18 protein-coding genes and 1 pseudogene are annotated in these 24,206 nt (G+C 63.2%); 2 read left to right on the top strand and 17 right to left on the bottom strand.

Features of this window, described 5'->3' with window-relative positions:
* Nucleotides 1–182 precede the first annotated feature (182 nt).
* Nucleotides 183–593, bottom strand: a complete 411-nt coding sequence (locus tag N181_RS00205; protein ID WP_014327078.1) for a helix-turn-helix domain-containing protein — start codon at nucleotides 591–593, stop codon at nucleotides 183–185.
* A gap of 146 nt (nucleotides 594–739) precedes the next feature.
* Nucleotides 740–2,335: an apolipoprotein N-acyltransferase gene (gene lnt, locus N181_RS00200; protein ID WP_060563186.1), complete on the bottom strand. Its 1,596-nt coding sequence runs from the start codon at nucleotides 2,333–2,335 to the stop codon at nucleotides 740–742.
* 403 nt (nucleotides 2,336–2,738) lie between these two features.
* Here lnt and N181_RS00195 point away from each other — a divergent pair, with 403 nt between their 5' ends.
* Nucleotides 2,739–3,314 carry a LabA-like NYN domain-containing protein gene (locus tag N181_RS00195; protein ID WP_037399661.1) on the top strand — a complete coding sequence of 192 codons (576 nt, stop codon included), beginning with the start codon at nucleotides 2,739–2,741 and terminating at the stop codon, nucleotides 3,312–3,314.
* Between the two features lie 25 nt (nucleotides 3,315–3,339).
* Here N181_RS00195 and N181_RS00190 read toward each other — a convergent pair whose 3' ends face one another.
* The 14 genes and pseudogenes from N181_RS00190 to mutS all read right to left on the bottom strand — a co-directional run bounded on the left by N181_RS00190 (nucleotide 3,340) and on the right by mutS (nucleotide 20,503).
* Entirely contained in the window at nucleotides 3,340–4,500 is a 1,161-nt protein-coding gene (locus tag N181_RS00190; protein ID WP_037399659.1) for a hemolysin family protein, read from the bottom strand.
* Nucleotides 4,497–5,018, bottom strand: a complete 522-nt coding sequence (ybeY, locus tag N181_RS00185; protein ID WP_014327074.1) for an rRNA maturation RNase YbeY — start codon at nucleotides 5,016–5,018, stop codon at nucleotides 4,497–4,499. Before ybeY ends, N181_RS00190 begins: the two co-directional genes overlap by 4 nt.
* Nucleotides 5,019–5,035: 17 nt before the next feature.
* Nucleotides 5,036–6,091 (bottom strand): PhoH family protein, encoded by a 1,056-nt coding sequence (locus N181_RS00180; protein WP_014327073.1) that lies wholly within the window; start codon nucleotides 6,089–6,091, stop codon nucleotides 5,036–5,038.
* Nucleotides 6,092–6,206: 115 nt separating this feature from the next.
* On the bottom strand, nucleotides 6,207–7,607 hold the full coding sequence (miaB, locus tag N181_RS00175; RefSeq protein ID WP_014327072.1) for a tRNA (N6-isopentenyl adenosine(37)-C2)-methylthiotransferase MiaB: 1,401 nt from the start codon (nucleotides 7,605–7,607) through the stop codon (nucleotides 6,207–6,209).
* 78 nt (nucleotides 7,608–7,685) lie between these two features.
* Entirely contained in the window at nucleotides 7,686–8,501 is an 816-nt protein-coding gene (gene olsA / locus N181_RS00170) for a lyso-ornithine lipid O-acyltransferase (RefSeq protein WP_037399640.1), read from the bottom strand.
* Nucleotides 8,502–8,644: 143 nt separating this feature from the next.
* The gene (locus N181_RS00165) at nucleotides 8,645–9,142 is read right to left on the bottom strand and encodes a GNAT family N-acetyltransferase (protein ID WP_014327070.1); all 498 of its coding nucleotides are present in this window, start codon (nucleotides 9,140–9,142) and stop codon (nucleotides 8,645–8,647) included.
* An 81-nt stretch (nucleotides 9,143–9,223) separates the two neighbouring features.
* Nucleotides 9,224–9,892 (bottom strand): tRNA (adenosine(37)-N6)-threonylcarbamoyltransferase complex dimerization subunit type 1 TsaB, encoded by a 669-nt coding sequence (gene tsaB / locus N181_RS00160; protein WP_037399637.1) that lies wholly within the window; start codon nucleotides 9,890–9,892, stop codon nucleotides 9,224–9,226.
* Between the two features lie 228 nt (nucleotides 9,893–10,120).
* On the bottom strand, nucleotides 10,121–10,687 hold the full coding sequence (locus N181_RS00155) for a NifU family protein (RefSeq protein ID WP_014327067.1): 567 nt from the start codon (nucleotides 10,685–10,687) through the stop codon (nucleotides 10,121–10,123).
* 107 nt (nucleotides 10,688–10,794) lie between these two features.
* Entirely contained in the window at nucleotides 10,795–11,286 is a 492-nt protein-coding gene (locus N181_RS00150; RefSeq protein ID WP_014327066.1) for a universal stress protein, read from the bottom strand.
* Nucleotides 11,287–11,338: 52 nt separating this feature from the next.
* Nucleotides 11,339–12,402 (bottom strand): annotated as a pseudogene (trpS, locus tag N181_RS00145) (tryptophan--tRNA ligase).
* Nucleotides 12,403–12,571: 169 nt separating this feature from the next.
* A complete protein-coding gene (locus tag N181_RS00140) occupies nucleotides 12,572–12,982 on the bottom strand; it encodes a VOC family protein (protein WP_014327064.1) in 411 nt (136 codons plus the stop codon).
* The gene (gene murJ, locus N181_RS00135) at nucleotides 12,979–14,586 is read right to left on the bottom strand and encodes a murein biosynthesis integral membrane protein MurJ (protein WP_014327063.1); all 1,608 of its coding nucleotides are present in this window, start codon (nucleotides 14,584–14,586) and stop codon (nucleotides 12,979–12,981) included. Before murJ ends, N181_RS00140 begins: the two co-directional genes overlap by 4 nt.
* Complete coding sequence (locus N181_RS00130; protein ID WP_037399630.1) at nucleotides 14,583–17,432, bottom strand: [protein-PII] uridylyltransferase; 2,850 nt, start codon at nucleotides 17,430–17,432, stop codon at nucleotides 14,583–14,585. The genes murJ and N181_RS00130 overlap by 4 nt, the downstream gene beginning before the upstream one ends.
* 323 nt (nucleotides 17,433–17,755) lie before the next feature.
* A complete protein-coding gene (mutS, locus tag N181_RS00125; protein ID WP_037431434.1) occupies nucleotides 17,756–20,503 on the bottom strand; it encodes a DNA mismatch repair protein MutS in 2,748 nt (915 codons plus the stop codon).
* A 102-nt stretch (nucleotides 20,504–20,605) separates the two neighbouring features.
* Here mutS and N181_RS00120 point away from each other — a divergent pair, with 102 nt between their 5' ends.
* Nucleotides 20,606–22,891, top strand: a complete 2,286-nt coding sequence (locus N181_RS00120; protein ID WP_060563185.1) for an NADP-dependent malic enzyme — start codon at nucleotides 20,606–20,608, stop codon at nucleotides 22,889–22,891.
* A 395-nt stretch (nucleotides 22,892–23,286) separates the two neighbouring features.
* Here the strand turns inward: N181_RS00120 and olsB are convergent, their stop codons facing one another.
* A complete protein-coding gene (gene olsB, locus N181_RS00115; RefSeq protein ID WP_014327059.1) occupies nucleotides 23,287–24,177 on the bottom strand; it encodes a l-ornithine N(alpha)-acyltransferase in 891 nt (296 codons plus the stop codon).
* Between the last annotated feature and the right edge of the window lie 29 nt (nucleotides 24,178–24,206).

The raw sequence follows: 24,206 nt of genomic DNA, 5'->3' as shown, positions 1-24,206 counted from the left end.
TGGTTTTGCCACCGAAAAACAAGCGCACAAGGACATAAATATATCTTTATATCAGTATCGCTGCGATCGATGGAACGGCATTGCGCGAACCCGCGCCAACGAACGAAAACTGTTTCGGGAGCGGCCGCTGCAAACGAAAAAAGCGGCCCTGGGCCGCTTTTTCGAAGGGTCGGAAACTTCCGCTATTCGCTCTCGGCCTCCGCCGCCAGCGCCTTCACAAGATCCACCAGCTTGCGCCGGACCTTCGGGTCGGAAATCTTCACGAATGCCCGATTGAGCTGCAGGCCTTCGGAAGAGGACAGGAAGTCCACCACATAGTTGGAACTCGGTGATTCCGCCATGCCTGAGCCGCCGTCGCCCGGAGCATCCTCGAAAAAGAACGAGACCGGGACGTTGAGGATGGAGGAAATGTTCTGCAGCCGGCTCGCGCCAACCCTGTTCGTCCCCTTTTCGTATTTCTGGATCTGCTGGAATGTGATCCCCAGACTCTCGCCGAGCTTCTCCTGGCTCATGCCAAGCATCGTCCGGCGAAGGCGAATCCTGCTACCGACATGAATGTCGATCGGGTTCGGCTTCTTCTTGTTTTCAACCATAGTCGCGTTCCTGAACACGCTGTTTCGACAAGTCACAACCAGTCATTGCCATGGCAAATGATGCACAGCCTGCCAGCGAAAACAGGGCTCCAGTGGCAGGCATGGGTTGATGACAAGAACCACTATGCAATTTTAGGGGTTTTAGGTCAATTCGTTCGAAAATTTAAACCCTTGCGCGAGATTCCCGCAACCAACAATAGAAAAACCGCCGTGAACCAGAAGATTCTGCCACGCAGCATACTGTCGGTCATGGTGGGCATTTTGCCCGGCAGAATTGCGTCCGTCACTCCCTTGTAATTGTATCCCAATCCTACCACTAAAACGCCACGTGCATCAACAATTGCTGATATACCGGTATTGGCGGCTCGAATCATCGGCATGCCGGTTTCGATGGTGCGCAGTTGTGCCTGATGAAAATGCTGGCGCGGCCCTGGCGTGTCGCCGAACCAGGCGTCATTGGTGACGTTCAAAAGCGCGTCGGACAGGCGCGCATTGCCGTCGATCTCGTCGGCGAAAATCGCTTCGTAACAGATCAGCGGATAGAATGTCCTGCCGCCGGGCAGGGTCAGGACCGAACGGTTCGACGCCGCCGAAAAGCCGCCGGGCATCGCGACGACGAGCGAATCCAACCCCCACGAGTTGAGTACGTCCTCGAAGGGCAGATACTCGCCGAACGGAACGAGATGGACCTTGTCCGCCGCGCCGACGATCTGGCCGCGATCGTCGATGACGTAAATCGAATTGTAGTAGCGCGGCGGCAGGCCCGCCCCCGCATCCTCGGCGCGCACGGCGCCGGCAACGAGGATCTGCCCTTGCTGCAGAACGGCGGCGATCCGGGTCAAAGCATCGGGATTGTCCGTCAGGATGAATGGGATCGAGGTTTCCGGCCAGACGACGATGTCCGGTCGCTTGCCGCCCACCGGCGGCGGTGCGGCCGTGAGGGCCAGATGCTCTTCGAAGATAACGGCGCGCTCACGATCATCCATCTTCTTCGCCTGGTCGATCACTGGCTGGACGAGGCGAACGGTGCGCTCCGGCGTCGACGGTTGCGGCGCCGGCAGGGACAGGCGGTAATAGCCGTAGCCGATATGCGCGGCGAAGAGCGCGGCGGCGACGGCAAGGCCGACCCGGGCGCCCTTGCCCGTGCCGATCAGGGCCGGAGCGGCGAACACGAAGACCGCCAGCATGTTGATCGTCGCCACATTCAAGACGCTCGCCGACTGCATCATCAGCGGCATCGGCATGGCCGCATAGCCGATCGCGTTCCAGGGAAAGCCGGTGAAGAGAAAGCTGCGCAGCCATTCGGCGACACCGAAGCCGACGGCGAGAGCAGCGATGCGACCGACGCCGTCGGACCAGAGGCAGCGGGCAATGAGCACTGCCAGGGCATAGAACAAGGCGAGGACGGCGGGAAGGCCAACGACGGCCAGCGGCAGGGCCCAGGCGAAGAGATCCGCTTCGACCAGGAAGGCGTTGCCGAGCCACCAGAGGCCGCCGAGGAAATAACCGAAGCCGAAACTCCAGCCGATCGAGGCAGCCGGCAGGAGCCGCCGAGCGACACCCTCGTCCGGATGGGTCGCGACCCCGTCGATCAGCCAGACGAGCATCGGGAAGGAGATGAAGGCCGCGGCGAAGATGCCGAAAGGCGGCTGGGCGAACATCGCCAAAAGACCGGCGAGGAAGCCGACGAATGCGCGAGACGCTCCAGAGAGCAAAATGATCTTGCCTGCCAGTCTTTCCATGCAGCCTCCAAGTCGCGCCGGCCGGATAGTGGCCCGGCACGTAAGATTTATCGAATCATTGCCGGCAGTTTTCCAAAAAACCGCCTGCTTGTCCCCTGGCCGCAGCTGCTCCCTTCTTTCAAAAGAGGCAAGCTGCAATCAGTCGCTTGCCCTGTCGCGATATCAGGATCGATTGCCCTTCGATCGTGGCAACATGAAGGGAGCGCAATGATCAGGATGACCTCTCCGAGCGGTTGAGATATGATCGAGGTGGATTAACCACAGTTGCCGTATTCTCAGCATTGGCCACTGCAGGTTGTTCCATTGCCGGTAGGATGCCGCTAATTTGGACGCGGCACTACACCCAAGCGACGCGTTCAGTGCAGGCGATCCAAAACAGAATCTCGGAAAAAAAGGGGTCACCATGTTCGATTCTCGCGAAAAGATCGCGCTTTTCATCGACGGCGCCAATCTCTACGCGACATCGAAGAGCCTGGGCTTCGACATCGATTACCGGAAGCTGTTGAACGCATTCCAGAAACGCGCCTATCTGGTGCGAGCCTATTATTACACTGCGCTTATCGAAGACCTGGAATTTTCCTCGATCCGGCCGCTGATCGACTGGCTCGACTACAATGGCTACACGGTGGTGACCAAACCTGCCAAGGAGTTCACGGACGCCTTGGGCCGGCGCAAGATCAAGGGCAGCATGGATGTCGAATTGGCGATCGATGCGCTGGAGCAGCGCCAGGTCGTCGACCACTACGTCCTCTTCTCCGGCGACGGCAATTTCACCACCCTCGTGGCAGCGCTGCAGCGCAACGGCCGGAAGGTCACCGTCGTGTCGACGCTTTCGACCCAGCCACCGATGATCGCCGACGAGCTGCGCCGCCAGGCAGACCACTTCATCGACCTCATCTCGCTGCGCAGCGAGATCGACCGTCATCCACAGGGAGCGCCGCAGACGGTCAAGCCGACCAACGAAAGCGTCAATCCCTGAGCGGATGTGCGCGGCGAAGCCGCGATCACTCTGCCGAGGTCGGAGGCGGGACGTTCGCCTGAGCGCCACCATTCGCCGGCAGCGCATCGGGCAAGGTCTCCTTTTCGGGCTTGACCACCCGCCGGCGCGCCGGCGGCCGCTTGCGCATGATGCGGACGCGCTTCACGCGACGCGGATCGGCGTCGAGGATCTGGAACTCGAAACCGGGAATGGCCTGCACCACCTCGCCGCGAACCGGAATGCGGCCGAGCGACGCGAAGACCAGGCCGCCGAGCGTGTCGACATCCTCGAGCTGTTCACGCACATCGAAATCCGGACCGATCGCCTCGGCGATCTCCTCGAGCTCGACGCGCGCGTCCGCCACGAATACGTCGTCCGACGTGCGGGCGAACATCACCTCGTCGTCGTCATGCTCGTCCTCGATGTCGCCGACAACCATCTCGACAATGTCCTCGAGCGAGACAAGGCCGTCCGTGCCGCCATACTCGTCGATGACCAGCGCCATCTGGATGCGGGCGGCCTGCATCCGCTGCATGAGATCGGAGGCCAGCATCGAAGGGGGAACGAAGAGGACCTGGCGAATGATACCCGCCTCCTCGACCGTCTTGTTCAAATCGACGCGCGACAGATCGAAGACCGGCTTCGGCTGGCGCGGTGACCTCTCCGCCTTGTCGGCGCCGACGGCGTGCGGCGCCTTGCCGTTGCGGCGGCGGTTGCGGGCCTGCCGGGTCACATAGGCAAGCAGGTCGCGGATATGGACCATGCCGCGCGGGTCGTCGAGGCCCTCATTGTAGACCGGCATGCGGGAGCGTCCGGATTCCTCGAAGAGAACCATGAGCTCTCCGAGCGTGATGCTTTGATCCACCGCCTCGATGTCGGCACGCGGCACCATCACATCCTCGACGCGGATTTCTCGGAAGCGGAGGATGTTGTTGAGCATCGCCCGCTCCTCGGGCGAAAAGGCGGTGTTGCTGTCGGCATCCGTCATCAGCGCGTCGGCGAGATCCTCGCGCAGGCTCGACGCACCCGCACCGCGCCACAGGCGGGCCGCACGGCTCCAGAAGGATGAGATGGGTTTGTTGCCCTCAGGTCGGGCGGCGGTACTACTACTGCCCGCGTCGGCGTCGCCGGAGGCATCGGCCTCCTCGCTGGCAACCGTTGCCGGCTGTGTCTTGAAGTCGCTCATTGTTCCAAACTGTCAATCCGGGGCTGGTCCCCGTAGGGATCAGATAGGCCAAGACGCGCCAAAATGCGAGTCTCCAACCCCTCCATTCTTTCCGCTTCGTCGTCTTCGATATGATCATAGCCGAAAAGATGGAGGAATCCATGGACGAGAAGATGCGTCAGATGCTCCTCGAAAGGCTTCTCCATTTCAGCCGCTTCGCGCTTAAGCGTCTCATAGGCGACGATGATGTCGCCGAGCATCGGCCCCGGCATCCTGCCGGGCGTTACCGGAAAGGCGGGAAAGGACAGCACATTGGTCGGCTTGTCCTGATTGCGCCATTCGGCATTGATCTCTCGCATCGACTGATCGTCGGTAAAGACCAGAGACAGTTCCGGCGGCTCATCCGGAAACGGCTGCTTCTCCTCCGCGGCGAGAAAATCCGCAGCCGCGCCGAGAATACGCGCGGAAAGGGCCCGCAGCTCGTCCTCCGACGGCCAGTCCCCCTCCTCGACGCTGATCTGAATGTCCAAAGCCGTCATGACCGCTGGCGATCGCCTCAGCGATCGCTCTGTTCGCTTTCATCGTGGACGGCCGTATGGCTTTCATAGGCCCTGACGATCCGCGCTACCATGGGATGGCGTACCACATCGACATCCTTGAAGCGGATGACCGACACGCCCTCCACGCCCTTCAGGATTTGCAGCGCTTCGACGAGGCCGGATTTCACGCCGCGCGGCAGGTCGACCTGGCTCGGGTCGCCGGTGACGATCATCCGGCCGTTTTCGCCGAGGCGGGTCAGGAACATCTTCATCTGCATCGATGTGGTGTTCTGCGCCTCGTCGAGAATGACGGCGGCATTGGCGAGGGTGCGACCGCGCATGAAGGCCAGCGGCGCGATCTCGATGACACCGGCCGAAATCGCCCGCTCCACCTTGTCGCCCGGCATCATGTCGTAGAGCGCATCGTAGAGAGGCCTGAGATAGGGATCGACCTTTTCCTTCATGTCGCCGGGCAGGAAGCCGAGCCGCTCGCCTGCCTCGACCGCCGGCCGCGACAGGATGATCCGGTCGACCGCGCCGCGTTCCAGAAGCTGAGCGGCGTGGGCGACGGCGAGGTAGGTCTTGCCGGTGCCGGCCGGCCCGACGCCGAAGACCAGCTCGGCCCGCTCCATGGCACGGATATAGGCATCCTGCATCGGCGTGCGCGCAGCGATTGTCTTCTTGCGCGTCGAAATCTGCGCCATCGTCAACTTGGCTTTGCGCTCCATGGTCGGCAACTGCAGCTGGTCGTCGGCGGCGACCGCCATGCGGATCGCCCCTTCGACGTCGGAGGTATCGATCGAGGCCCCACTTTGCAGCCTTCCATAGAGATAGTCGAGCGCACGCCGTGCCTGGTTGGTCGCCACGACATCGCCGGAAATCGCCACGGAATTGCCGCGCGGCCTGGCGTCGACGCGCAGCCGCTCCTCGAGCAATTTCAAATTCTGGTCGAACTGGCCGAAGAGTTCGCTGGCGAACCGGTTGTTCTCGAATGTGAGCACGAAGTGATTGGCGTCTGTCGCGGTCGTCTTCGAATGGCGCGATGAGGATGAAATCATTTCGTGTCCGTTCAAGCGGTTCAGGCTCCTCGCTCTCGATCTACAACGCAGCGCGTAAAATGACGCGCAGGGAACGTTCTAACATCTTAACTGCGCAAAAGCTCCCGAGAACGCGTCTCGTGCCTTCGCCTTATTCGATCATCTCGGCAAACAGGCTGTTCGAGCCGGCCTTGGTGATTCGTACCTTGATAATGTCACCGATTTGCGATCGTTTTGCATCAACATTCACGGGCTGCAGCCAGGGCGAGCGGCCGACCAGCTGGCCGGGCATGCGGCCGGGCTTCTCCAGAAGCAGATCGATTTCCCGCCCGACGCAGGCGGCGGCAAAGTCACGCTGCTGGTTGACGAGCAAACTCTGCAATCTTTCCAGTCGCTTGGCCTTCACGTCTTCGGGAACCTGATCTTTTAGATCGGCGCCCGGCGTGCCGGGACGGGTCGAATATTTGAAGGAGAATGCCTGTGCATAACCCACCGCCTCGACGAGACGCATAGTCTCCTCGAAATCCTTCTCCGTCTCGCCGGGGAAGCCGACGATGAAATCGCCGGAAAGCGCCAGATCGGGTTGGACGGCACGGATCCTTGCGACAAGGGCGAGATATTCGGCCGCCGTATGGCGCCGGTTCATCGCCTTCAGGATGCGATCGGACCCGGACTGGACCGGCAGATGCAGATAGGGCATCAGCTTGGCCATCGATCGGTGCGCCTCGATCAGGCTGTCGTCCATGTCGCGCGGATGGCTGGTGGTGTAGCGCAGGCGCGCCAGGCCAGCGATCTCGCCGAGACGCCGCAACAAATCTCCAAGGCCCCAGTCGCGGCCGTCCGGGCCCGTTCCGTGCCAGGCATTGACGTTCTGGCCGAGCAGCGTGATTTCGCGCACGCCGCCCTCGACCAGCTTTTCCGCCTCGGTGACGATCTGCGCCACTGGCCGCGAGACCTCGGCGCCGCGGGTGTAGGGCACCACGCAGAAGGTGCAGAACTTATCGCATCCCTCCTGCACGGTGAGGAAGGCGGTCACCCCGCGCGAACGGGTCTTCGCCTTGTCCGGTGCCGGCAGATGCTCGAACTTGTCCTCGATGGCGTAGTCCGTCTCGACGACGCGTTCGCCGCTCCTTGCACGCTTCAACGCCTCGGGCAGCCGATGGTAGGTTTGCGGGCCGATGACGAGATCAACGGCCGGAGCGCGGCGGAGGATTTCGTTGCCTTCGGCCTGGGCGACGCAGCCGGCGACGCCGATCACCATTTCGCGACCCTCGCTCGCCTTCGCCTTCTTCAGCTCACGCAGGCGGCCGAGTTCGGAATAGACCTTTTCGGCGGCCTTCTCGCGGATATGACAGGTGTTGAGCAGGACGAAGTCGGCATCTTCCAGCACGTCCGTCGCAACGTAGCCGTCCCGCGACAGAGCGTCGGACATGCGATCGGAATCGTAGACATTCATCTGGCAGCCATAGGTCTTGACGAAGACCTTGCGCGCCGGAACGTGTTCGTCGCCCGCCACGGGCGATTTCGGCAGAAGAGCGGTTTCCTGGGTCATGCGGGTTCTTTAGTGCAAAGCGGCCCAAAGTTGAAGTATTTTCGGGCGGCACCGAAGGCGGCGGCCGGCTTGCGACGGTCAGGCAGCGGTCTTCTGACGCATCGGAGCCCGTCCTCTCAGCCGGTCCGACAACATGCTGCGAATCCGCTGCTCGACAAGGCGGCTGACTTCCTTGCGGTTGGAGCGGTGGTGGTAATCCACCGCCTCGCCGAAATCGACCTCCACATCGAGCGCGCCCTCGCGAAGAACCCCCACCAGATGCGGCAGCAGCCCAATGTCGCCCGGCCAGGCAGCGATCGGCCGGTAGTAGCGGCCCATCGGCATGCCGTGGATGCGCGTATAGGAAATCGCCACCGGCTGGACATGCACGACGCCGGTCGGCGACTGCGGCACCGCCGAGGCGGCTGCGCCGAACAGCGACGTCTTGACCTCGAGCAGGCGGTTGCCATCCGAGGTCGTGCCCTCCGGAAAGAGGACGACGACCTCGCTATCGGCGAGCCGCCGGCCGATCTCGCTCACCTGGTCTCCGGTCTTGCGCTTCTCCTGGCGCTCGATGAAGACGGAAGCCTGCAGCCGGGCAAGGAGACCGAAGACGGGCCAATCCTTGACCTCCGACTTGGCGACGAACACGACATCGGCAACCGACGACAGGACCAGAATGTCCTTCCAGGAGACGTGATTGGCGCTGATGAGCAGCGGCCGCCGCCGATCCAATTGCCCATGGACCCGCACCCGAAGGCCGAGCAGGCGACAGGCGATGCGATGCCAGAATCGCGGCAGCAGGCGTCGTGGCTTCAGATCCAGCCACAGGCAAACAAGTTGGACCGGCATCAACAGCAGAGAGACGATCGCGAGCAAGATGACGTAGAGCGCGACCCGTATCCAGTTGATCATCCGGAAAGACTTTCTGATCCGACCACTACTGCATGTCTTTGTCGTTAAATCGACCTCGATTTAACGACAAAGACATGCAGCAATTCAAAATGCTACAGCGACCTTTGCGCGCCTGATAAGGCGCGCGGCGCTGTAGGATCGGACTAGCGAAGATCGAGCCGCATGACAAGCGCAGCGGTGCGCGCGCCGGTCGTTCCCTGATAGTAGGCCTTGCGTTCGCCGACCTTTGCGAAGCCAAGCTTGCCGTAGAGACCGATCGCCGCCAGGTTCGTCTCGTCGACTTCGAGGAACAGCGTCTCGGCGCCCTTGACGATTGCCTCGCGCATCACGGCCTGCATCAGCCGCCAGCCAAGCCCGGAGCGGGCAAAGCGCGATTCGACGCCGATCGTCAGGATCTCGGCCTCGCCCGCGGCGGCGCGCGACAGCACGAAGCCTCCGAATGCCGGGCGAAACGTGCCGTTCGTCTGGCGGGCGGCGAAGCCGAATACCGCCTCCTGCAGCAGGAGCGCGTGAATTTCGCCGTCGCTCCACGGCGTCGCGAAACGCTGGCTGTGCAGAGCAGCCGCTGCGAGGAGGTCAATCTCCTCCAGCGGGAAGATGTCGAATTCAGTGCGGCGTGTGAAATAGTCGGTGAAGCTCATTTCGGTCCTACGCATCCGGCTCGACGAGTGCCGCGCTCCTCTCCAGGGTGCCGGCCCGCTGTTTCGATTGACTGCACGGGTCTATCCTGCTGTTGCCCTCGTCACCGCAAAGCCGGATTGAGGCTTCGCGTCGGGGCCTCGCAGATAAAGCGGTTTCGGCTTGGCCGAGGCTGGATCGGCTGCAGCACCCAGCCGAGCGACGACGGCGATGTCGATCTCGTCCGGCTTGCCGGCCGGCTCGGCCGCGGCGACAAGAGGGGCGCCGGAGCCGCAGATGATGCCGTCGAAGCCGGAAAACCGGTCGCGAGCCTCGGCAACCGGCAGAATTTCGGGTTCGCCTTCCGCCTCGCCGCGCGCGGTAAAGGACTGGACATAGATCTCGTCGCGTTTCGCGTCGATGGCCGCAAGCACCGGCCGCCCCGGCTGCTTCTGCCTGGCGCTCTCGGCAACGACCTGAAGGGTGGTGATACCGAGGGCCGGCTTGCCAAGGGCAAGCGCCAAGCCGCGCGCCGCCGCGACGCCGACACGAATGCCGGTGAAGGACCCCGGCCCTATGGTCACGGCGATCCGGTCGATGTCCGCAAGCTGCCTGTCGGAGGCGAGCAACGCCTCATCGACGAAATCCATCAGACGCTCCGCATGACCGCGACCTATATCGGCGCCGGCGTGCGCCAGCACCTCGCCCGCCGCACTGTCATAGACCGCGGCCGCACAGCCGCTGCCCGATGTATCGATGGCAAGAACCAACATTGTGAGACGCCATGACCTCCCTGCGCTGCCTCGCCGGCGGCACGCCGCGAAGACGCTTCTTCCTCACTGCCGGGCGCGACTTTCGGAATCCGGCAGCTTCGCCTGCGATCGGCATCCGAAATCGTGCGGGGCTGCGATCAGCCTGAAATCGCTGTAATCCCTGTCGAGGCAGGAAGAGCGGCCCGCAAGCGGGACCGCTCCACACAATGCCTACTCGGCCGTCTCGAATCAGACCGATTCGACCGACTCGACCTCGGGCACGAAATGGCGCAGCAGATTCTGCACGCCGTGCCGAAGCGTCGCGGTCGACGACGGGCAGCCGGCGCAAGCCCCCTTCATGTTCAGGAACACGGTGCCGTCCTTGAAACCCCGGAAGGTGATGTCACCTCCATCCTGGGCGACGGCCGGCCGTACCCGCGTTTCGAGCAGTTCCTTGATCGTGGCGACGATCGCCTCGTCGCCCTCGTCGTAGAATTCGCCTTCCAGATCCGTTTCTTCGGCTCGGCCAGCGCCCGACATGATCGGCTGGCCGGACATGAAATGTTCCATGATCGAGCCAAGGACGGCGGGCTTCAGGTGCGGCCATTCCTGCCCTTCCTTGCTGACCGTGATGAAGTCGTAGCCGAAATAGACGCCGGTGACGCCGGGAATCGAAAAGAGCCGTGCCGCGAGCGGCGAACCGGCGCGCGCCTCTTCTTCGCTTCGGAATTCGGCGGTACCGTTCTCCATGACCACCTTGCCCGGCAGAAACTTCAAAGTGGCCGGATTCGGCGTGGCTTCGGTCTGGATGAACATGATTCTCTCCGTTGCGCCGGGAGCGCCTCTCAACCGGCTCTTTAGAATAATTCAAAAATATATAAGGGCGTCGCTTCGACGCCGCAAGGGCGCTTTCTGCCGCACCGTCAGCTCAGCGCGTCGATCTCCTCGTCAGTGAGAAGATCGGGAATGACGGTTACGGGAATGGGAAAAGCCGCCGCCTTCCCCGCGATCGAAGACACCAGCGGGCCGGGGCCTTCTTTCGCCGATCCGGCGGCAAGCACGAGGATGGCGATATCCCGGTCCTCCTCGATCAGTGCGTAAATCTGATCCGTGGCGATGCCTTCGCGAATGACGATCTCAGGTTCGATGCCGATCTGCTCGCGCACCGTCTGGGCGACCTTGGCGAGCGTCGCCTCGGCCTCTTCGCGCGCCTCCGCCCGCATGATCTCCTCCACCCCCAGCCATTGCTGGAAGTCGCCGTCGGCGATCACGTAGAGAAGCACGAGGCCGCCATTGGAGTTCTTCGCGCGCATGCCTGCATAATGCACGGCCCGGCCGCATTCGGGCGTGTCGTCGATCACCGCCATGAACTTGCGGCGATGACCTTCCATTCGTGAGAGTCGGGTGGAAACCATGCGGCGAACATTACATCGCCGCACGCGTCTCGCAAGATGTCATTTCGGCGGACTACTGCAAAAAGCCGATGATCTCCCGAACCTCGCGCATGGTCCTTTCCGCCCGCGCCCGCGCCCGCTCTCCGCCGCTCCTGAGGATCGCGTCGATATGCGCCGTGTCGTCCATCAGGCGGCGCATTTCACCGGTGATCGGCGACAGCACCTCGACGGCGAGATCGATGAGGGCGGGCTTGAAGACCGAAAATTGCTGGCCGCCGAATTCGGCAAGCACCTCTTCCTTGGTCCGGTCGGAAAGGGCGGCATAGATGCCGACGAGATTTTCCGCCTCCGGACGGCTCTTCAGCCCCTCGACTTCGCTCGGCAGCGCATCGGGATCGGTCTTCGCCTTGCGGATCTTCTTCGCGATCGTCTCCGCGTCGTCCATCAGATTGATGCGCGACAGGTCGGACGGATCGGATTTCGACATCTTCTTGGTGCCGTCGCGCAGCGACATGACGCGCGGCGCCGGCCCGCCGATCAACGGTTCGACCGGCGGAAAATAGGCATGGATCGGCTCTTCGCCGACGACGATGTCGACGCCACAGCCGCGCGCCCGGATGTGCTCCATGAAGTCGATGTTGAACTTCTGGGCGATGTCGCGGGTGAGCTCGAGGTGCTGTTTCTGGTCGTCGCCGACCGGAACATGGGTGGCGCGGTAGACGAGGATGTCGGCTGCCATCAGGCTCGGATAGGCGAGCAGGCCGAGCGAGGCGTTCTCGCGGTCCTTGCCCGCCTTGTCCTTGAACTGCGTCATCCGGTTCATCCAGCCGATGCGGGCGACGCAATTGAAGATCCAGGCCAGCTCCGCATGCTGCGGCACCGCCGACTGGTTGAAGACGATATGCTTCTCCGGGTCGATGCCGGAGGCGACGAAGGCCGCGGCGATCGAACGGATCTGGCCGGGCAGGTCCTCATGCACGAGCTGCGCGGTGATCGAGTGGAGGTCGACGACGCAGTAGATGCAGTCGTTGTTTTCCTGCAGGGCACGAACTTGCGGATCGCGCCGAGATAGTTGCCGAGATGCAGATTGCCGGTCGGTTGAACGCCGGAAAATACGAGCGGCTTGAATTCGTTCATGTCGTCCTCATCGGGCTTGTGGAGGGCCCACCAATTGTTATCCGCCGCGCTTATGCACGGCAGGCCAAATGCAATCAAGAGGCACATACAGCGCCGCGCGTCTAATCAGACGCGCGGCGCTGTAGCATTTTGAAGTGCTGCATGATCTCTTTCTTAAATCGATTCCGATTTAAGGAATCATGCAGTAGCGGTAGGCGGGTTGCAGGAGGTCCCAGCGATTGCCGAACGGATCGGTGAAGACCGCTACAGTTCCATAGGCTTCATGGCGCGGCGTCTCTAGAAATTCGACGCCAGTGGCAAGCATCGCCGCATGGTCGCGCGCGAAATCGTCCGTGAAGAGAAAGAAGCCGACGCGTCCGCCGGCCTGGTTGCCGATCGCCGTGTTCTGCCGTTCGCCCTCAGCCTTGGCGAGCAGAAGCGCCGTTTCGGTCGCGCCCTTCGGCCGCACCAGCACCCAGCGCTTGCCACCACCGAGATCGGTGTTCTCGATCAGCTCGAAGCCCAACCGGCCGCAATAGAAGGCAAGACCCTCATCATAGTCCGGCACAAGAATGGCGACCCGGGCGATCGTCTGCTTCACGGCAAATCCGGCCCCTCGCCCGCTGCCGGATCGGTCGCCGGCGCGGACTTGCGCTTCAAACTGCGCCGGATCATCCCCAGGCTGGCGCCGCCGAGGCTGAATGCCAAGGCAAAATAGATCGCCATGGCGGCCGCCACGAGGCCGCAGACCGTTGCGGCGCGGAGCGCGAGCGGCGCCGCCGAGGAAAGCGGGAAAGCCAGCCACTGAATGGCGTAATGGAGCGCACCCGCCATGATCGCAGCGGCGATAACGAGACGGGGAATGCGGGTCAGCAGCGGAATGTCGCGGCCCCAATGTCCGCGCCAGAGGAGGGTCGCGAAAAGGAGCAGCGTGTTGACCCAGCCCGCAACGATCTCGGCGGTGGCGATGCCGCTTGCCCCGAGCGACGGAAACAGCGTCAACGCCAGCGACACGTTCACCACGACGGAGATCGCGGCAAAGATCATCGGCGTGCGGGTATCCTCGCGCGCGAAGAAGCCCGGAATGAAGGCCTTGATCAGCACGAAGGCCGGCAGGCCCAGTCCGTAGATCGCCAGGATATGCCCGACGACGACGGTCGCTTCGGGCGAGAACTTGCCGCGCTCGAAGAGCAACCGGACGATCGGCTCCGACATGACGAGCAGCGCGGCCGCCGCCGGCAGGGTCAGGAACAGGGTGAATTCGACGGAACGGTTCTGCAGGTTTGCGGCTTCGTTGAGATTGCCTCCCCGAAGCGCGCGCGACAGTTCCGGCAAGAGCACCGTCGCAACCGCGATGCCGACGACGCCGAGGGGAAGCTGGTAGATGCGGTCCGCATAGACGAGCGAGGAGACCGCCCCTTCCTGCGCCGAGGCGATGTTGGTGTTGATCAACAGGTTGATCTGCGTGATGCCGCCGGTGATCGCCGCCGGCAGCGCCAGGACGAGCAGGCGCCGGACATTGGCAGTCAACCGCGGACGGCGGACACCGATCTTGATCCCGGCGTTGCGGACGGCGAGCCAGACGATGGCGAGTTGCACGAGGCCGGCCGCCATGACGCCCCAGGAGAGACCATAGCCGACCGCTACCGCGTCCTGGCCGTCATACCAGGCATAGGCAAGCACGCCGATCAGGATGACGTTCAGGAACACCGGCGCGATGGCCGCGGCGAAATAGCGATGCAGCGAATTGAGCATGCCCGCCATCATCGCCGCCAGCGACATGCAGGCGAGATAGGGGAACATGATCGTTGCGAAGGTGACGGTGCTGGCGAATTTCGCCGGATCGTCGGCGAAACCGGGGGCGATCAGTTCGCGCACGATGAACGGCATCGCCAGTTCCATGGCGATCGTCAGGAACAGAAGGACGGTGAACAGCACCCCGAAGACTTCTTCGGAAAAGCGGCGGGCACCCTCCATGCCACGCGCCTCGATCTCCTTGGCAAAGAGCGGCACGAAAGCGGCGTTGAACGCTCCCTCGGCGAAAAGCCGGCGGAAGGTATTGGGCAGCCGAAAGGCCGTGTTGAAGGCGTCGGCGACGGGTCCGGTGCCGAGTGCGGCCGCCATGAAGGTCTCGCGCACAAAGCCGAAGACGCGGCTTCCGAGCGTCGCGCCCCCGACCGTCGCAAATTTCTTGACCAGGCTCATGTTTCGACTTTTGTCGTTTTGGATGATTGTGACGACCGCGGCGGATGGGCCGGCGCGATGATGCCGGAGGGCATGCGCTCGCGCGCTTCATCGACCTCGCCCGCCAACACCGCTTTCAGGCGCGCCGCAATGTTGATCTGCCGGTTTTCGTTGGTGATCTTCGCACCGACGAGATCGGTGACATAGAAGGTGTCGATCACTTTCTCGCCGAAGGTGGTGATATGGGCCGAGGCGATGTCGAGCGACAGGTCGGAAAGCACGGCCGTCACCTCCGAAAGCAGGCCCGTCCGGTCGAGGCCTTCGACCTCGATGACCGTGAACTTGTTCGACAGCGTGTTGCTGAGCGTCACCTCCGGCGTCACGGTGAAGGCCTTGCTGCGCTTCTTCGCCCGGGTGCGGCTGGCGATCACCTCCGGCAAGCGCTTGCGGCCGGAAAGCACGTCCTCGATCAGCTTGCCGATGCTCGCCGCCCGCCGCATCTCGTCCTCGTCGACCGAGAACTCGCGGTTGACGAGGATCGTATCCAGCGCCCGTCCGTCCGAGGTCGTATGAATCTGCGCATCGACGATGTTGGCGCCCGCCGCTGCGCAGGCGCCGGCAATGACCGTCAGCAGGCGCGGATGGTCCGGCGAAAGCACGGTGATTTCGGTGATCGCGTGGAAATGATGAGTGCGCACCATCGTCGCCAGGGTCTTGCCGGCGCGGTCGGCGTCGCGGATGAATTCGGCGTGCCGCACCTGGTCCTCAAGCGCCACGGTGAGGAGATAGGGCTGGTAGTGCAGCCGGACATAGGCGTCCCGCTCCTTCTTCGGCCAGTCCTTGAGCGCGTCGCTCAGCATAAGGGCGGCGTGCTTCGCCCGCTCCTTGCGCGACAGTTCCGAGAAGCCGCCGGAGAGAAGCAGTTCCGTCTCGTAATAAAGCGTGCGCAGCAACTGGCCTTTCCAGCCGTTCCAGACGCCAGGCCCGACGGCCCGGATGTCGCAGACGGTCAGGATGAGCAGCATCTTCAGGCGATCGAGCGATTGCACCCGTTCGGCAAAATCGAGGATGGTCTTGCGATCGTTGAGGTCGCGGGTCTGCGCGACCATCGACATGGTCAGATGCTCCTCGACCAGCCAGACCACCGTTTCCGTCTGCTTGGGCGACAGGCCGAGACGCGGGCAGAGCTTGCGGGCCACCTTGGCGCCGGCAACCGAATGATCCTCGGGGCGACCCTTGGCGATGTCGTGCAGCAGCACCGCGACATAGAGCGCCGAGCGGTCCTCGATGCCGGGCATCAGCATCGCCGTCAGCGGGTGGGCCTCCTCCTCGAGGCCGCGATCAATCCGCGACAGAACGTCGACCGTACGCAGAAGATGCTCGTCCACGGTGTAGTGGTGATACATGTTGAACTGCATCATCGAGACGATCTTGCCGAAATCCGGAATGAAGCGGCCAAGCACGCCCGACTCGTTCATCCGTCTCAGGATCAGTTCCGGATTGCGCCGCGAAGTCAGGATCGACAGGAAAAGCCGGTTGGCCTCGTCGTTTTCACGCAAATGCGGCGTGATCAGGCCGAGCGAACGCGTCACCTGCTTCAGCGCGTTCGGATGAAACTCCAGCCCGTGGATATCGGCGATGTGGAACAGCCGCAGCAGGTTGATCGGATCACGCTTGAAGACGTCCGGGCTTGCGAGCGCGATGCGGCCGCCGTCGTCGACGAAGTCGAGAGTGCCGGCGATCTTGCGCGTGCGGTGCCTGAAGCGGCTGAAGACGCCCGAAATCCCCGGCGTGTCCTTCGCCTGCTGGTCTTCGAGCGCCGCACAGAAGATGCGGGTGAGATCGCCGACGTCCTTCGCGACGAGAAAGTAATGCTTCATAAAGCGTTCGACCGCCGAGAGGCCCGGATGGTCGTGGTAGCCGAGCGCTTCGGCAATCTCGCGCTGGATGTCGAAGGACAGCCGCTCCTCCGCCTTTCCGGTCAGGAAATGCATGTGGCAGCGCACCGCCCAGAGGAAATCGTCCGATTTCTCGAACAGCTTGTATTCCTGCCGCGACAGCACGGCGAGCTTGACGAGGTCGGCCGGATCCTTGACCCGGTAGAAATACTTGGCGATCCAGAACAGCGTGTGCAGATCGCGCAGGCCGCCCTTGCCTTCCTTGACGTTCGGCTCGACGAGGTAGCGGGTGTCGCCCGCCTTGCGGTGGCGGCCGTCGCGTTCGGCAAGCTTCGCAGCGATGAACTCGGGGCCGGTGTTGCGGACGATCTCGTGATCGAAACGCTGTTCCAGTTCGCCGGCCAGCGCCTCGGAGCCGCAAATGTAGCGGCATTCGAGGATAGCCGTGCGGATCGTCATGTCGGCACGCGACAGCCGGATGCACTCGTCGATGGTCCTGGTCGCATGGCCGACCTTGAAGCCGAGGTCCCACAGGACATAGAGCATGAATTCGATGGCAGGTTCCGACCAGACCGCCTTCTTGGGCGGCAGCAGGAACAGCAGATCGATGTCCGAGCCCGGCGCCAGCGTGCCGCGGCCGTAGCCGCCGACTGCGGTCACGGCGAGCCGGGCTGCCGGCGGCGCATGGGCCGCGTCGAACACCTCGTTCAGCACGAAATCATGCAGCACCGTGATGAGTTGATCCTGCAGCCAGGAGATGCGCTCGGCACATTTGATGCCGGCACCGTCGGCGGCAAGCAGTTCGCGCGCCTTGGCGCGCCCGGCATTGTTCGCCTCCTTGAAGCCGGCGAGAAGCGCGCGGCGCATCGGTTCGCGCTGCTCGGCATGGGCCGAGGCGATGAAGCCGCACTTCGCCCGAAGCGCGGCGACGTCGAGGATTTCGGGAAAGGAAGTTTTGTGTCTGGCCATATAGTGCCGGGAGGCGTCCTGTCCGACTGATCGTATGGTTCGCTGCCAGTGCAAGCGATCCTGCATGTCACTCGGATCGGCTTCTGTCTACTGCATGCTTCCTTAAATCCTAGCCGATTTAAGGATGAAACATGCAGCATTCAATGTGCTACAGCGACCGTTGCGCGTCTGGTAGACGGGCGGCGCTGTAGGGCCGGATTCATGCAGCATTTCAAGCACTACCGCATGCCCTGATGAAAAGGCACGCGGCGCTGTATAGCCGTTTTGCCGGTCGATTGACAGGAAAAATCGGTGCGCTGCAAAACGACGGCGCGCCGCCGAAGTCAGCGGCCGGCGAGGTCCTTTTTCAAGGTGTAGAGCGCATCCAGCGCCTCGCGCGGCGTCATGTCGTCAGGATTGATCGCCCTCAGCGCCTCTTCGACCTTGGAGGGGCCGGAAGCCCTTGCCACTTCCTCCCGCCGGACGGCCACCTGGAAAAGCGGCAGGTCGTCGATCAACTGGCTTGCCGGGTTCTTGCGGTCGGCATCTTCGAGCTTGGCAAGGACGTCCCTCGCCCGGGCGACGACCGAGGCGGGGAGACCCGCAAGTCGGGCGACCTGGATGCCATAGGAACGGTCGGCCGCACCCGGGCCGACCTCGTGCAGGAAGATCACGTCGCCGTCCCACTCCTTGACCCGCATGGTGGCGTTCGACAGGCGCCCGAGCTTTTCGGAGAGCACCGTCAATTCGTGGAAATGGGTGGCGAAGAGACCGCGGCAGCGATTGACCTCGTGCAGGTGCTCGACCGCCGCCCAAGCGATCGACAGGCCGTCGAAGGTCGCCGTGCCGCGGCCGATCTCGTCGAGGATGACGAGCGATCGGTCGGTCGCCTGATTGAGGATCGCCGCCGTCTCGACCATCTCGACCATAAAGGTCGAGCGGCCGCGGGCGAGATCGTCCGAGGCGCCGACACGCGAGAAGAGCCGGTCGACGATGCCGACATGGGCGGCATTGGCGGGCACGAAGGAGCCCATCTGCGCCATGATGGCGATCAGCGCATTCTGGCGCAGGAAGGTCGACTTGCCGCCCATATTGGGACCGGTGAGCAGCCAGATGGCACCGGCCTCCGGCCCGTCGGAAGGGGACAGGTCGCAGCCATTGGCGACGAATGGATTGGCCGCCTGGCGCCTCAACGCCTGCTCGACGACCGGGTGACGTCCACCGTCGATCAAGAACATCCGCGAGTGATCGACGACGGGCCGCGCATGGTTCTGCTCCTCGGCGAGGACGGCAAGCGCCGCCGAGACGTCGAGCGCTGCGAGCGCCAGCGCCGCCGCCTTGATCGCCTCGGCATCAGCGACCACCTCGCGCGCCATCGCCTCGAAGGCCTCGAGCTCGATCGCCAGCGCCCGGTCGGCGGCATTGGCGATCTTCGTTTCGAGCTCGGCAAGTTCCGTCGTGGTGAAGCGCATGGCGCTCGCCATGGTCTGGCGATGGATGAAACGGGCGCGCCCGGCGTCCGTGTCGGTCATCGCCCCGGCATTGCCGGCGGTGACCTCGATGAAGTAGCCGAGCACATTGTTGTGCTTGATCTTCAGCGACTTGATGCCCGTCTCTTCGCAATATTGGAGCTGCAAGCCGGCGATGACGCGACGCGACTGGTCGCGCAGCGCCCGCATCTCGTCGAGCTCGCCGCTTGCCCCTTCGCGCAGGAAGCCGCCGTCGCGCTTCAGAAGCGGCAGGTCCTCGGCAAGCATCGAATCGAGACGCGCCAGCAAGGATGCCGGCAGGGCGACGATCGCGGCATGCGCCTCGGTCAGCTCCTCCGAAAGCCGGGCACCGGAAAGCAGCGTCGCGGTCACGGTCGCAGCCCGAAGCCCCGCCTGAATGGCGCCGAGGTCGCGCGGCCCGCCGCGGCCGAGCGCGAGCCTGGACAGCGCCCGTGGCATGTCCGGCGCGCGCCGCAAGGTGTCACGGACATCCATGGCGAAACTTGGCTGGTCGAGCAGCACCTCGATCGAATCGAGCCGTTGATTGATCCGATCCGGGTCGGTCAGCGGCGACATCAGCCGTTCGGCGAGCAGACGCGCGCCGCCGCTGGTGACGGTCCGGTCGAGGGCCCTCAGCAGAGTTCCTTCACGGGCGCCGGAGAGCGTCTTGACGAGTTCGAGATTGGCGCGGGTTGCCGGGTCGATGAAGAGGGTCGAGGCGGCGCTCTCCCTCTCGGGGATACCGAGTGCCGGACGCTCCTGGATCTGGGTCTTCTCGACATAGGAGATCGCCGCGGAAGCGGCGGCAAGCTCGGCGCGCGAGAAGGTGCCGAAACCGTCGAGGGTCTTGACGTCGTAGTAGCGGGCAATCCGCCCCTCGGCCGTCGCGCTGTCGAACAGGACCGCGGGCTGCGGCACCGCCACCCGGCCGAGCACGTCGAAGACCGGGCGCAACTCCGGATCGTGAAAGACGGTGTCCGGCAGGATCAGCTCGCGCGGCTCGACGCGCAGGATGTCGGCGAGCAGGCGGCTCTCGGCCGTCTCTGCGAGGCGGAAGATGCCGGTCGAAATATCGATCCAGGCGAGCGCATAGGCGGGCTCCGAGCCGCTCCGGATGCGGGCGAGCGCCATCAGATAGTTGGTTTCCGAGGGTGAGAGCAGCTTGTCCTCGGTGATCGTGCCCGGCGTCACCAGACGCACGACGTCGCGGCGCACGACGGATTTGCTGCCGCGCTTCCTGGCCTCGGCCGGATCCTCCACCTGCTCGCAGACCGCGACCCGGAAGCCGAGCGCGATCAGCTTCTGCAGATAGTCGTCGGCGGCATGCACCGGCACCCCGCACATCGGGATATCCTGGCCGAGATGCTGGCCGCGTTTCGTGAGTGTAATGCCGAGCGCGCGGGAGGCCTCCACCGCATCCTGGAAGAACAGCTCGTAGAAATCGCCCATGCGGTAGAACAGGAGCGAATCCGGATTGTTCGCCTTGATCTCGATGAACTGCTCCATCATCGGCGTGGCGGTGGAGCGGCTCTCCTCGCTGGCCAGATCGGACACGGAAAGAACATCGCCCGTGCGGCTCGATGCGTCAGACACGAAATTCATGATTGTTCCAAAAAAAGAGATGTCACACTATCCGCAAGCATTTATAGACGACAACAACAAAGAGGCTGATCGAAAGGGTCGCCCACAGGAGGTTGAGGAAACATGCCGGCTACCGACAAGTCCGACCGCACAAGGACGAGCGTCACTGAACAGGAAGCACTCGACTTCCATTCCCAGGGTCGTCCCGGAAAGCTGGAGATCTCGCCGACCAAGCCGATGGCGACGCAGCGCGACCTGTCGCTCGCCTATTCGCCGGGCGTCGCCGTGCCGGTCAAGGCGATCGCCGAGGATCCGGCGACGGCCTACGACTACACGGCGCGCGGCAACATGGTGGCGGTGATTTCGAACGGAACGGCGATCCTCGGCCTCGGCAATCTCGGGGCGCTTGCCTCGAAACCGGTGATGGAGGGCAAGGCCGTGCTTTTCAAGCGCTTTGCCGACGTCGATTCGATCGATCTCGAAGTCGACACCGAGAATGTCGACGAATTCATCAACTGTGTGCGCTTCCTCGGCCCCTCCTTCGGCGGCATCAATCTCGAGGACATCAAGGCCCCGGACTGCTTCATCATCGAGCAGCGGCTGCGCGAGGTCATGGACATTCCGGTGTTCCATGACGACCAACACGGCACCGCGATCATCGCCGCCGCTGGCCTCGTCAATGCGCTGGCGCTGACCGGCCGCGACTTCAAGACGACGAAGCTCGTGTGCAACGGCGCGGGTGCTGCCGCCATCGCCTGCATCGAGCTCATCAAGGCGATGGGTTTCAACCCGGAGAACATCATCCTCTGCGACACCAAGGGGGTGATCTACCAGGGCCGCACCGAGGGCATGAACCAGTGGAAGTCGGCGCATGCCGTCAAGACCGACCGCCGGACGCTGGCCGAGGCGGTCGAAGGTTCCGACGTGTTCTTTGGCCTTTCGGCAAAGGGCGCGCTCTCGCCCGAAATGGTGCGCTCGATGGCGGCAAGGCCGGTCATCTTCGCCATGGCCAACCCGGATCCGGAAATCACCCCCGAAGAGGTCGCCCAGATCCGTGACGATGCGATCGTCGCGACCGGCCGCTCCGACTATCCGAACCAGGTCAACAATGTCCTCGGCTTCCCCTACATCTTCCGCGGCGCGCTCGACGTGCGCGCCTCGACGATCAACGACGCGATGAAGATCGCCGCGGCGGAAGCGCTGGCCAGCCTCGCCAAGGAAGACGTGCCGGATGACGTCGCCGCCGCCTACCAGGGCAACCGGCCGCGCTTCGGGCCGCAATACATCATTCCGGTGCCGTTCGATCCGCGGCTGATCTCGGCGATCCCGATGGCCGTCGCCAAAGCTGCTATGGAGACCGGCGTGGCGCGCAAGCCGATCGCCAATCTCAATGCCTATGGGCAGCAGCTTTCGGCGCGGCGCGATCCGATCGCCTCGACGCTGCAGCGCATCTTCGAGCGCGTCCGCCGCCAGCCGAAGCGCATCGTCTTCGCCGAGGGCGAGGAAGTGCAGATGATGCGCTCGGCGATTGCCTATGCGAACCAGCAGCTCGGCACGGCGATCCTGCTCGGGCGCGAGGAACAGATGCGCGAAACCGCCGAGCGGGAGGGCATCGACCTCGACCGGCCCGGCATCCAGATCGTCAATGCGCGTCTGTCGAAACGCGTCAGTGCCTATACCGACTTCCTCTATGCCCGGCTGCAGCGCAAGGGCTATCTCTTCCGCGACGTGCAGCGGCTGATCAACAACGACCGCAACCACTTCGCCGCCTCAATGGTCGCGCTCGGCGATGCCGACGGCATGGTCACCGGTCTGACGCGCAATTATTCGACGGCGCTCGAGGATGTCCGCCGTTGCATCGACGCAAAGCCCGGCCACCGGGTGATCGGCGTGTCTATCGCGCTCTGCCGCGGCCGCACCGTGCTCGTCGCCGACACCGCGGTGCACGACATGCCGTCGGCCGAGGAACTGGCCGATATCGCCGAGGAAGCCGCCGGGCTCGCCAAGCGGCTCGGCTACGTGCCGCGCGTCGCCATGCTTGCCTACTCGACCTTCGGCCATCCGTCCGGCGAGCGCTCCGAGCGGGTGCGCGAGGCGGTGAAGATCCTCGACCGCCGCCGTGTCGATTTCGAATATGACGGCGAAATGGCCGCCGACGTCGCGCTCAATCATCGGGTGCTCGAGCAATATCCGTTCTGCCGGCTTTCCGGCACCGCCAATGTGCTGGTGATGCCTGCCTTCCACTCGGCCTCGATCTCCACCAAGATGCTGCAGGAACTGGGCGGCTCGACGGTCATCGGCCCGCTGCTCGTCGGCTTCGACAAGTCGGTGCAGATCGCCTCGATGTCGGCCAAGGACTCCGACATCGTCAACCTGGCGGCAATCGCCGCCTACAACGCCGGGGCGTGAAGCGTCTGACGTGCCGTTTCGGCACAGCTCGCCCCGACGCGACAGAACGCATTTGCGAATCTGTACGGTAACGATACAAAGTCTCCAAATAAAACGAGAGCCCACTTCTTGGGAAAGGAAGTGGGCTCAATACGATGCGGCCGACCTACTTCTTACGTCATAAAAAAATCAGGAATTTACCGCGACCGCGACTCCCTCCAGTCGCATCGACGACCATCCTTTTTGTTTTCTACACTGCTTCGTGATGAAATTCAGATCCAACCACGAGGATAGACTTCCACCTTTTCAAATTAGAAGTCAAACATATACTTAATAATTGGTTAATACTTACACGGCTGAAAAATGGCATGGCTTTGCCGAGCCGGATCCGCTCCGACGATCGACTGGTGGAGAGATCAGGAGACAGACGAAGAAAAACGACCCGCGTCGGCGCCGTAGTAGTTGAGATAACGGCCGGATATATTGCTGATGGGAAGAACGATCAGCACGTCAGTGGTCCGGAAAGCGTGATCGACCACGGCACCTTCTCCGACCATGGCGCCGAGCCGCATATAGCCCTTGATGAGGGGAGGCAGCGCCGCGAGCGCCTTCTTCGGATTGATCGCTTCGGATGGCATCAGATCCATCGTGCGGTAGAGTTCCGGCCGGGCGGCGACCGCCCATTCGTCGCGGGCGAGGATATTGTGGTGCAGGAAGGAAAGCGCCAGCGCGTGCTCCTCGGGAACAACCCCGGAAAAGGACCCGCAGCCGAACATGGCATCGATGCCATGCTTCAGCGCATAGGCCCAATTGCCCTGCCAGAGCAGTTCCACCGTGCGCTTGGTTCTATATTCCGGCAGCACGCAGGAGCGGCCGAGTTCCATGAAGCGCTTGCCCGGATGACGGGCGAGAAGATCGTCAATGGCAAACTCGGAAGCCGAATAGAAGCCGCCCGCTCGCGCGGCAACCTCCTGGCGCAGCAGACGATAGGTGCCGACGATCTGCTCCTCCGCATCGCCTTCGATGGAGGTGTCGAGGACGAGCAGATGGTCGCAAATCGCGTCCCAGCCGTCGACATCGCGCTTGCGGCGTTCGGCTTCGGGGGTCACCTGCGCCTTCATCTCCTCGACGAAGACCCGGTAACGCACCGCCTGCGCCGCGTCGATCTCCGCGGCAGTACGGGCAAGCCGCGTTTCAAGATTGGCGATGCGGCCGAGAACATCGGTTGCCGGTGCCGCAGTCGTCCTGCGGACGCAAGCCTGTGAAGTGTCAACCACGCTTGTCGAATCCAGAAGGTCGATCGTCATGCCGTGTCATCCCGAATCGTCATTGTCCG

The sequence above is a fragment of the Sinorhizobium fredii USDA 205 genome, assembly GCF_001461695.1.
In the GTDB taxonomy this organism is placed as follows: domain Bacteria; phylum Pseudomonadota; class Alphaproteobacteria; order Rhizobiales; family Rhizobiaceae; genus Sinorhizobium; species Sinorhizobium fredii.
The sequence above is the reverse complement of the archived record's forward strand: the minus strand, read 5'-3'. Positions and strand labels throughout refer to the sequence as shown.